This is a genomic window from Clostridium boliviensis (assembly GCF_033342255.1).
In the GTDB taxonomy this organism is placed as follows: domain Bacteria; phylum Bacillota; class Clostridia; order Lachnospirales; family Lachnospiraceae; genus Lacrimispora; species Lacrimispora boliviensis.
The window spans coordinates 1-618 of the sequence record NZ_JAWONS010000261.1 but is presented as its reverse complement, the minus strand read 5'-3'; the positions used below and the strand labels follow the sequence as shown (position 1 = coordinate 618).

Annotated in this window: 1 protein-coding gene; it reads left to right on the top strand. The window is 55.8% G+C overall.

Going from position 1 to position 618, the window contains the following annotated elements:
* Positions 1–444, top strand: a 444-nt coding sequence (locus tag RZO55_RS17920; RefSeq protein ID WP_318065630.1) for a TrkA C-terminal domain-containing protein, incomplete at its 5' end; no start/stop codon positions are given.
* Positions 445–618: the final 174 nt, after the last annotated feature.

The following is a 618-nucleotide window of genomic DNA, read 5'->3' as shown; positions in this document are numbered from 1 at the left end:
AGCGACATCGTTGTCCTGTTTACGGCGGACGACCGGAAAAACTTTCAGCTGGCCAAGGAGGCGGATCAACGGGGGGTGGAACGGATCATCGCCCGGGTGGAAAACAAGAGGGAAGTAAACCTTCCCGAGGGAACCCGCATTCAGCTCATTTCCACCTTTTTTGCCAATAAGACGCTCCTTCGCTCCCTGATCGAGTATCCGTCGTTGGTTCGGCTCGCTTCCGAAAAGGAGGCCTATTTGCGGGAGGTTCCCTTGTACAACCACCGCTTTCACAGCCGGCGGATCCGGGATCTTCCCTTCCCGGGAGATACCTTGGTCATCCGGGTGTATCGCAACGGAGAAGTGATTTTCCCGCAGGGAGATACGGAGGTGCAGGTGGGCGATCGTCTGATCATCACCGGGACGCCGTCCCATGTCCGCAGAGTAAAGCGGTTATTGAGCTGAAGTCCTGGCATTCCCCTTGTCCGGATTCGGAAGTTGTGGTAAGTATATAGGTGTTTGATTTTGCAACAGCGAGGGATGGCCATGAGGATCAAGGCGATCGGGATCGCTCCCTATGCGGGTTTGAAGAGGTTGATGGAGGAGCTGGCGGAGGAAGACCCGGAACTGGATCTGGTT